This is a genomic window from Parasphingorhabdus sp., from assembly GCF_041748495.1.
Classification (GTDB): Bacteria; Pseudomonadota; Alphaproteobacteria; order Sphingomonadales; family Sphingomonadaceae; genus Parasphingorhabdus.
In genome coordinates this window covers 1-9328 of the sequence record NZ_JBGTDD010000184.1, presented here as the reverse complement: position 1 = coordinate 9328, position 9328 = coordinate 1, and the positions used below count along the sequence as shown (strand labels likewise).

The 9328-nt window shown below is 56.1% G+C and carries 10 protein-coding genes and 1 tRNA gene; 6 read left to right on the top strand and 5 right to left on the bottom strand.

All coding sequences use genetic code 11. The features are described from left to right. The first annotated feature begins 64 nt into the window (after positions 1-64). Positions 65-140 (top strand) — tRNA-Phe (locus tag ACEW8J_RS15485). 168 nt (positions 141-308) lie between these two features. Here the strand turns inward: ACEW8J_RS15485 and ACEW8J_RS15480 are convergent. Next, entirely contained in the window at positions 309-1850 is a 1542-nt protein-coding gene (locus ACEW8J_RS15480) for a nitrilase-related carbon-nitrogen hydrolase (RefSeq protein WP_373492539.1), read from the bottom strand. A gap of 86 nt (positions 1851-1936) precedes the next feature. Beyond that, positions 1937-2710 carry an SDR family oxidoreductase gene (locus tag ACEW8J_RS15475; RefSeq protein ID WP_373492538.1) on the bottom strand — a complete coding sequence of 258 codons (774 nt, stop codon included), beginning with the start codon at positions 2708-2710 and terminating at the stop codon, positions 1937-1939. Between the two features lie 240 nt (positions 2711-2950). On the opposite strand from ACEW8J_RS15475, the gene ACEW8J_RS15470 reads away from it, so the two are divergent. The 3 genes from ACEW8J_RS15470 to ACEW8J_RS15460 all read left to right on the top strand — a co-directional run bounded on the left by ACEW8J_RS15470 (position 2951) and on the right by ACEW8J_RS15460 (position 7092). Then, positions 2951-4072 carry a DUF3667 domain-containing protein gene (locus ACEW8J_RS15470; RefSeq protein WP_373492537.1) on the top strand — a complete coding sequence of 374 codons (1122 nt, stop codon included), beginning with the start codon at positions 2951-2953 and terminating at the stop codon, positions 4070-4072. A gap of 4 nt (positions 4073-4076) precedes the next feature. Beyond that, positions 4077-5711 (top strand): alkaline phosphatase, encoded by a 1635-nt coding sequence (locus ACEW8J_RS15465; RefSeq protein ID WP_373492536.1) that lies wholly within the window; start codon positions 4077-4079, stop codon positions 5709-5711. A 169-nt stretch (positions 5712-5880) separates the two neighbouring features. After that, on the top strand, positions 5881-7092 hold the full coding sequence (locus ACEW8J_RS15460) for an LL-diaminopimelate aminotransferase (RefSeq protein WP_373492535.1): 1212 nt from the start codon (positions 5881-5883) through the stop codon (positions 7090-7092). Between the two features lie 77 nt (positions 7093-7169). Here ACEW8J_RS15460 and ACEW8J_RS15455 read toward each other — a convergent pair whose 3' ends face one another. The 3 genes from ACEW8J_RS15455 to ACEW8J_RS15445 form a co-directional block, all read right to left on the bottom strand. Then, the gene (locus tag ACEW8J_RS15455) at positions 7170-7433 is read right to left on the bottom strand and encodes a universal stress protein (RefSeq protein WP_373492534.1); all 264 of its coding nucleotides are present in this window, start codon (positions 7431-7433) and stop codon (positions 7170-7172) included. Between the two features lie 24 nt (positions 7434-7457). Beyond that, positions 7458-7631, bottom strand: coding sequence for a hypothetical protein (locus ACEW8J_RS15450; RefSeq protein WP_373492533.1), 174 nt, complete (start codon positions 7629-7631; stop codon positions 7458-7460). Between the two features lie 272 nt (positions 7632-7903). Next, positions 7904-8056 carry a hypothetical protein gene (locus ACEW8J_RS15445; protein WP_373492532.1) on the bottom strand — a complete coding sequence of 51 codons (153 nt, stop codon included), beginning with the start codon at positions 8054-8056 and terminating at the stop codon, positions 7904-7906. Between ACEW8J_RS15445 and ACEW8J_RS15440 the strand changes: the two genes are divergently transcribed. After that, positions 8055-8744, top strand: coding sequence for a glutathione binding-like protein (locus ACEW8J_RS15440; RefSeq protein WP_373492531.1), 690 nt, complete (start codon positions 8055-8057; stop codon positions 8742-8744). The two genes, ACEW8J_RS15445 and ACEW8J_RS15440, sit on opposite strands and share 2 nt — an antisense overlap. Before the next feature lie 111 nt (positions 8745-8855). Next, positions 8856-9328, top strand: a 473-nt coding sequence (locus ACEW8J_RS15435; protein ID WP_373492530.1) for a 2-hydroxychromene-2-carboxylate isomerase, incomplete at its 3' end; no start/stop codon positions are given.

Below are 9328 nucleotides of genomic sequence, written 5' to 3'. Positions count from 1 at the left end.
CGGCAAGGGCCCCGCCTATAGCGTCGCTTCCCAACCGGGTCAGCACCTCTCGCCGACCCCGCAAGCCCGAGTAGCTCAGTTGGTAGAGCAAGCGACTGAAAATCGCTGTGTCGGTGGTTCGAATCCGCCCTCGGGCACCACTTTGTAAGCTAGATATATATCGTCATCTGTGACACCGTCAGTAAATTCCTGAAGCGGGAAAGACCTGATCGAATGACTTTGATCTATCTGTCGGACAAAGGCTGCGAGATGGTCGTCACACTCTTGCTGATTTGATCGTGCTTTCCCTCAGCAACTGGCTTCATTGCCTATCCCTTCCACAAAACCCGATACAGATCGAAACGCCGGTCCTTGAGATTCTGCACCGCGCCGGATTGTCGGCTGGTCAGCAAGCTCGTCATGGACAGGTCGGCAAGCGCGATGGTTTCCGTATTGGGTGCCGTATCCGCTGCGACGCCGTCGCGGGCGAACGGGAAATCAGATGGTGTCAAGATCGCGCTCTCGGCGTAGTGAATATCCATATTCTCGACGTTGGGCAAATTACCGACCACGCCTGACATCACGACATAGCACTGGTTCTCCACGGCCCGCGCCTGGCAGCAGTAGCGGACGCGTAAATAGCCGCGGCGTTCATCGGTGCAGAAGGGAACGAAAAGGATCATCGCCCCCTGATCGACAAGATGGCGCGCCATCTCCGGAAATTCGCTGTCGTAGCAGATCATCACCCCGATCGGTCCGCAGTCGGTGGGAATGGCCTCCGCGCCATAGCCGCCCTTGATGTTCCACCAGCGCACTTCGCTCGGGGTGGGGTGCAATTTGTCCTGAGTGTAAATCGCGCCATTGCGAAGAAACACATAGGAAATATTGCGGATATCACCATTGTCCATGCGGGTCGGGTGGGATCCGCCGATGATGTTGATATGATAGGAAACCGCCAGCTTCTCCATAAATTCCTTGAACCGGTCGGTATATTCGGCGATTTTCTCGATCGCCTGGGCTGGCTCCAGCTTTTCGCCTTCCAGGGAAAGCAATTGCAGCGTGAACAGCTCCGGAAATGTGACAAAATCCGCACCATAATCGGCTGCGACATCGACAAAATATTCCACCTGTTCTTCAAATTCTGACTGTGAGGCGATCTTCCGCATCTGGAACTGTACGGTCGCAACGCGGACCGATTGCGGGAGGCGGTCGTGCGGCGTCTGGGTCCCGAGCTTGGCTTCGGCAGCGAGCGGATTTTCCCAGAACATATGCACGGCATGGCCGCCGGATGGGGTGTCGCTCGGCATATAGTCTTTCAAAATGCCCAAGGGAACAAAGCCTTGATTCAATTGAAAATTGATCACCGGATCCCGGAATTGCTTGTCAACGACAGCCGCCAGATAATCCGCCGGTTCGGGATATTTTCGCTTGCGCCGCGCATAGCCCGGCAGGCGCCCGCCAAAGATGATTCCCTTCAATCCCAGATGCTGGCAGAGTTCTCGGCGAACCTTGTAGAAGCGCAACCCGATCCGCAGCCGCCGATAGTCCGGGTCGACACTGACTTCCATGCCGTAAAGGATCTGGCCATTGGGATCATGCCGGGCGGCGAAGCCACCGCCGGTGATTTCTGCCCAGCTATGTGATGTGCGAGCGGTTTTTTCGGAAATCTGGAAAGTCGCGCAATGGCCGACAATCTTGCCTTCATATTCAGCGACCAATTGCCCGTCGGCAAAATTGTTGATCTGTCCGCGTACCTCCTCGGTCGTATAGCCTTCGCCCTTGCCATAAATCTTGCGGGACAAAGAGGATATTTTTCTGGCATCTTCCAGTTCCGCCATGCGGATGATGAGCTTTGGTTTTTCTGCGGTCATCCGCGCCCACTAGCGGGCTTTTTGCCGGCGGGAAAGATTAGTTATGTGGCAACGCGCGAACGCCTGCCATTTGGAAGATGATGTGTTCAGTAACCCTGTACCGAACCACCATCGACCTGAATCGCTGTGCCCGTGATATAGCTGGCGGCATCGGATCCCAGAAAAACCGCAAGATTGGCGATTTCTTCCGGTTGCCCTATCCGTTGCATCGGGATTTGTGCCGCGAGCGCAGCGGCGATCTCCTCGATACTCTTGCCGGAAGCGGCGGCCTGCTGCTCGAGAATTTGCGCGATTCGATCGGTCTGGGTAAACCCCGGACACACGGTATTGACCAATATATTGTCGCCCGCGACCTGGTTGGCGAGCGTCTTGGCCCAACCCAGTACAGCCATCCGGATGCTATTGGACAGGGTAAGGCCCGGCACCGGTTGTTTTATGCCGGAGGACGAAATATTGATGATGCGGCCCCATTTCTGAGCCCGCATATGCGGCAATACCAGCCGCGATGTACGGACGACCGACATCAAGGTCAGCTCCACCGCTTTTTCCCAGTCCTCGTCCGCCAGATCTTCAAACAGTCCCGGCGGGGGACCGCCGGCGTTGTTCACCAATATGTCAATCCCGCCGAATTGCTCGGTCACCGATGCAACCACCCGGTCGATATCCCCGGAATTTGACACATCTCCGGTCAGCGCCAGGCAACCCGGCATTTGCATCGCAGCGGCATCAAGCTTGTCCTGCGATCGGCCACAAATTGCTACTTTCGCGCCGCAGGCGTGAAATCCCGCTGCCGTTGCCAGACCAATGCCCTTGCTGCCGGCCGTAACCAGCACGATCCTGTTTTTCAGATTCAGTTCCATGACCCGATATGTGGCGGAACCGGCCGTGGATGTATAGTCAAAAATCTAAGGGAGCAGGCCGCCAGCGACAGTCGGATGGGCTCTACTATTTGCCTAATCTCATCGTCTTGCTGCTGATATAATCCCCCTATCAGGACAGGACATATCAAATTGCATGGCGCTGGCTTGATTGCAAAATCCCGCTTGCCTTATTGATTGAATAAGCCAAAACTCTGCCGCATGTCGGAAGGAATCGAAGCAATGGGAACCGCTGTCGAAGGTGGTCTGATCGCCAAGGCGCTGGAAGATGAGCGCTTCCCGATGGCGCAGGGCAAAGGCGGAAATTGCCTCAACTGCGGTGCCGTTGTAACCAGCAGCTATTGCGCCGACTGCGGTCAACCGCTGCATGTCCACCGGTCGATCGCAGCCTTCTGGCACGACATCTTGCACGGTGTTCTGCATTTTGAAGGAAAGCTCTGGCGCACATTGCCGTTGCTGATGTGGAAACCCGGCCATCTGACCCGGCGCTACATCCACGGCGAACGGGCAAAATTCATTTCACCGATGGCGCTGTTCCTGTTTTCGGTCTTCACGATGTTTGCGGTTTTCTCCTTCATCGGAACGCCATTCACGGGTGCGAGTGATCTCGGCGGGTTGAGCGGCGCGGGCAGTTTCCCGGAAACGGTTGCGATCGAATCGAACGAACTGGAGGAAAAGATACAAGCCGCCGAGACTGAATTGGCTGCCCAGCCCGAGGGTTCGCCGGCAGCGGCGACATTGCGCGAAAATATTCTCGATCTTAAGCGGGGCCGCAATGTGATGGCCTCAATGACTCTCAACGAAATGCCTTACCCGGAAGTGGGTCTGGGTGACGGATCAGACGCGTCTGGCAACATCATCCAGACCGATGACAATTTTCAGAATTGGAAGGGATGGGAGCAATCCGCATTCGGACGAAAATTGCTGGCCGGCATCAATCAGGCGAACAAGGATCCGAGTCTGCTGATCTATAAGCTGAAAGCCAATGGCTATAAATTTGCCTGGTTGTTGATCCCGATTTCCTTGCCCTTTGTCTGGTTGGCCACAATCGGCCGGCGCGGATATCATTTTTACGATCATGCCGTCTTCACCACCTATTCGATCAGCTTCATGTCGCTGCTGTTCATCAGCTGTGCTATTCTTGCAGCCTTGGGTGTGAGCGTCGCCGTCTGGGGGTGGGCGCTACTGATATATCCGATATTCCATATGTACCGGCAGCTCCGTCACGCCTATCAAATGTCCCGACCGGAAGCCTTGATCCGGGTGACGTTCCTGCTGACCTTCACCGTCATCAGCCTGACTTTATTCTTCGTTATTTTGCTGGCTCTAGGAATCTTGGGATAAAATCATGAGCATGAACATCGATCGCCGCCAGTTGATGGCGCTGGGAACATTTGGCCTTGGCGCACTCAGCGTGCCGGCTTCGGCGGCGCTATTGGGCGCGAAGGGCTTTACCCACGGGGTGGCCAGCGGCGAGCCATCACAAAGCTCGATATTATTGTGGACGCGCTACGTCGGCAATGGCGACGTCAAGCTCACGGCAGAAATATCCGCCAACGCCGATTTTTCCGGTGCCAAAATTGCAGGAGAGGTCGAAGCGCTGGCCGATCGTGACCATATCGCAAAGATCACCGCCCACGGTCTCGACCCGAACGGCTGGTATTTCTATCGATTCATCGCCCCCGATGGTTCGAAATCGGCGGTCGGCCGGACCCGGACCTTGCCGGAGGGACCAACCGCGCAATTCAATATTGGCGTGGTCGGCTGTTCCAATCTGCCGTTCGGCTATTTCAACGCCTACGCCCATGCTGCCCAGAATCGCGAGCTGGATCTGATGGTGCATACTGGCGATTACCTGTATGAATATCCGGTTGGAACCTATCCCTCGAAGGAACAGGCCCTGAGTGGACGGGTAATATATCCGACCTCCGAAATCATCGAGCTTGCCGATTATCGCCTGCGCTATGCTGCCTACCGCAACGACCCGGACTTGCAGCGCCTCCACCAGGTGTTGCCGATGATAGCGATGTGGGACGATCATGAATTCACCAATGACGCCTATACGGATGGCGCGGAAAACCACGACGCCAGCGAAGGCGATTGGGAAGTGCGCAAACGGATCGCCGAACGCGTCTACCGGGAATGGATGCCGGTCAGCGACAAGGATTATGGCCTGCCGCGCTGGAGTGAATATCAGATAGGCGATCTCGCCACTCTGTTCGTGACCGAAAGCCGGATCAGTGCGCGGGACAAGCAGCTTGATCTGGGCGAAGCGCTGGCAGGACAGGAAAATATCCAGAAGGTGATCGAGAGCTTCCGTGACAATATATGGCAGGATCCTTCGCGTGAAATGATCGGGAGTGAGCAGACAGCCTGGTTGGCATCCGCCATGCGCAAATCAAAGGGATCGGGCACCAAATGGCAGGTCTGGTCGCAGCAATGCGTGATGGGCGAACTAAAGCTGCCGCAGGAAGCGACCAACTGGGTTTCGCCCGATGCACCGGCCTTTGCGAAAGAACGGCTGGCAGTAGGGGCACTGGCAGCGAAAATGGGTCTGCCGATCAATTTCGACAGCTGGGACGGCTATCCCAAGGCCCGCGAACGGGCGCTGAAGAACGCACAGGCAGCCGATGCCGATCTGATCGTATTGTCGGGCGACAGTCACAATGGCTGGGCGTTCAATCTCGAAACGGCTGATGGCCAGGCCGGCGTCGAATTTGGCGGGCACAGCGTGACCTCGCCCGGTATCGAATCCTATTTGTCCGGTGCCAGCCCCGAAGTCGCGGCGAACGCATTGCGGGAAGCCAATGGCCAGTTGCAATGGACCGACACCTCCAATCGCGGCTATATGACCGTGGCGCTTACCCCGGAAAAGGCTATATCGACATGGCATTTCCTCGATACGATCCGTGCCAAGTCGACGTCGATGCGGGGCAGTGCCAGTCAGACGGTTTTGCGAGGTGCAAACCGCCTCCAGATGTAACTCGTTCCGGATAGGTCGCGGCTTGCGCGGCCCAACAGAGAGCCACTGTTGCCAGCACCGCCGGGTTGCGAGATACAAATTGTCGAAACCGGCTTCAAACCCTCGACATTCGTACCAAAATTACGCAAAGCAGCGGCTCCATAAAATTTAACGCAAGAAACGATCGATAATGTCCGAAGAATTCTACCGTATCAAACGTCTGCCACCTTATGTGATTGCTGAAGTCAATGACATGCGGGCAGCGGCGCGAGCGGCGGGTGAAGATATTATCGACCTCGGCATGGGCAATCCCGATCTGCCACCGCCGCAGCATGTCATCGACAAGTTGTGCGAAGTGGCCCAGAAACCTGATGCCCATGGCTATTCGTCATCCAAGGGAATCCCCGGCCTGCGCAAGGCTCAGGCAAATTATTACGGCCGCCGCTTTGGCGTGGATGTCGATCCTGACACGGAAGTGGTGGTGACATTGGGATCGAAAGAAGGTCTGGCCAGCCTGGCGACGGCGATCACCGCGCCTGGCGACTGTATTCTCGCGCCCAATCCAAGCTATCCTATTCATACGTTCGGCTTCATCATCGCCGGTGCGACCATCCGGAGTGTACCGACAACACCTGACGAACTTTACTGGAAATCGCTGGAACGGGCGATGGCCTTCACCGTGCCGCGCCCGACATTGCTGGTGGTAAACTATCCCTCCAATCCGACGGCGGAAGTTGTCGATCTCGCTTTCTACGAACGGCTGGTGGATTGGGCCAAGGAAAACAAGGTCTGGCTATTGTCCGATCTCGCCTATTCCGAGCTCTATTATGACGGAAACCCGACGCCCTCCCTGTTGCAGGTGCCGGGTGCGAAAGATGTCGCAGTCGAATTTACCTCGCTGAGCAAGACTTACTCCATGGCCGGTTGGCGGGTCGGCTTTGCGGTCGGCAACAAGACCCTGATCGGAGCCCTGAGCCGGGTCAAGAGCTATATCGATTATGGCAGCTTCACGCCGATCCAGGCCGCTGCCTGCGCGGCGCTCAATGGTCCGCAAGATCAGGTCGCCAGAAATCGCGAACTCTATCACAAGCGCCGCGATGTGCTGGTGGAAAGTTTTGGTCGGGCCGGCTGGGAAATTCCGCCACCGGCTGCATCTATGTTTGCCTGGGCCCCGTTGCCGCCCCAGCTCGCCGATATGGGCAGCCTGGAATTTTCCAAGCAGCTGCTGACCCAGGCCGGAGTCGCGGTCGCGCCCGGCGTTGGCTATGGCGAAGATGGTGAAGGCTTTGTCCGCATTGCGATGGTCGAGAACGAGCAGCGCATCCGGCAAGCCGCGCGCAATGTGAAGAAATATCTGCAGAAAATGGGCGTCAATACACCGGGACAAAATGAGTTGATCTGATCGGCCGGGATAGATTGGGGCTTCGGCCCTCAGGCCCGACAACCCCAGCTGGCCTGGCTAGCCAAATTTTCCGACGATCAGAACATCGCGGTTGTCAGCGCGCGACGGGAAAAGCCCGAAAAATCTGTTGCCAGCATTATATTTTGATAGTTCGACCGGGGCCGTTCCTTGACAACAAGCACCGGCGCATGGGCGTAACGGACCAGATGATCAAAGGCGCTATCGAGGAAAAAGTCCGAAATATTGTTGTGGCGAGCCGTTCCAACGACGATAAGATCGTTGTCCAGGCGTGATGCCGTCTTGGCGATAATATCGGGCGGACTTCCGGACTCGACGATCAAATCACATTCTGCAGCTTCGTCTCCTTAATTGCGGTTCAGCGACGCGCGGACTTTGGTTTCGTCAGCCGGCTTTTTGCTGTCGTTGACAAATAATAGCGTGCGCTTTGCATTCCATGCCTCGGCCAGAAGCCTGGCGCGTTCAAAAGGCCTGTCGCCACGAGCATTCAGATCCGAAGCTATCAGAATTATTTTTGCCATTATTTTCTGTGTCTCCGATATATTTTGGCCGACGCTATCGCTAATTACGATAGGTGATATCCGTGCTTATACTTAGCCAATGGTATGAGCGCAAAAAGGGTGGGAAATGAGACTGCTACCGGATAGCGCGTGCTGATGACTGCAGCGACTCCCGGCCGCTGCGAAGGCGGTACAGCGAGGTTTGGAACCACGCGCAAGGATGGCCGCCATGTCGCTTCCCAGGCGATCACTCTTCTCTTTCTTGTAAGCCAACTAGCTCCTTTTTTCCTGTCCTACAGACAGGCTTTTGTGCAACCATCTGGTATGACCAAAGTTCGCTCGATTGATAACTGTTGCCGATCCGCCTTGGCTTCCCCTCGTTTCAACTGAATTTCTCCGCTATGCTGCGTCATCATTGTCAACTTTTCCGGGAATTTTTCGTTCATGATTGATCTCTATTTTGCCCCCACGCCCAATGGCTGGAAAATCTCGGTCATGCTCGAGGAATCGGGGCTGGATTATAATATCAAATGGGTGAACATCGGGGCAGGGGAGCAGTTCGAGCCCGACTTCCTGGCGATCAGCCCCAACAACCGGATCCCCGCTATCGTTGATCATGACCCTGCCGACGGCGGCGAACCGGTGAGCATATTTGAGACCGGCGCGATCCTGCTTTATCTGGCGGATAAGGCGGAGCAATTCCTGCCGCACGACCTGTGCGGCCAGATCGCCGCGACCGAATGGCTGATGTGGCAGATGGGCGGGCTGGGACCGATGATGGGCCAACACGGTCATTTCAAACTCTACGCACCGGAGCGGATCGACTATGCCACAGAGCGCTATCGCAAGGAAGTGCTGCGGCTCTTTGGCGTGATGAACCGGCGGCTCGGCGGCCATGAATATCTTGCCGGCGAAGAATATAGCATCGCCGACATCGCCTGCTTCCCTTGGGTCCAGACCTACAAGCGCCAGGAAATCGATCTCGTCGATTTCCCCCATGTGCAACGCTGGTACGAGACGCTCAAACAGCGCGAAGCTTTGCGGCGGGGAATGGCGATCGGCCGGGACAAGATCAACCGCAATCCGCAGGACGATGCCCAAGTGCGCAAGACCTTGTTCGGGCTGGAGGAGTAAAGCGAGTAATGTGCTCTGCACTTTATGCCGGAACTCGGGAGGATGTGCGCGCGTCATCAGAGGCCCGCATCACGTGCGGAATCGGGCAATGAATAAACGGAACTGATATATATGACCACTGTTGAATTCTACTTCGACCTCTCGTCCCCGTGGACCTGTCTCGCTTTCCACAATATCCAGCCGATCATCGAAGCCAACGGCGCAGAGATAATCTGGAAACCGTTTCTGGTCGGCGGTGTGTTCAATGCAGTGAATCAGGATGTCTATGCGGCACGGGAAAATCCCGACAACCGCAAATTCGTCCACAGCCTCCGCGTGCTCAAGGACTGGGCGAAATTGGCTGGTCTACCGATGAATTTCCCGAGCGAGCATCATCCGGTCAAGTCCGTGCACGCGATGCGGTTTTGCTGCGCGCTGGAGGACGATCAGGCTGCCCTGCACAAGTTCGCGACCGCTGCGTTCAAGGCTTATTATGGAGAACAGCGCAATCTGGATGATCCTCAGGTGCTGATCGCCATCGCCAATGAGGTTGGTCTGGACGGTGCCGCCCTGGCCGAAAAAACGCAGGAGCAACCTATCAAGGA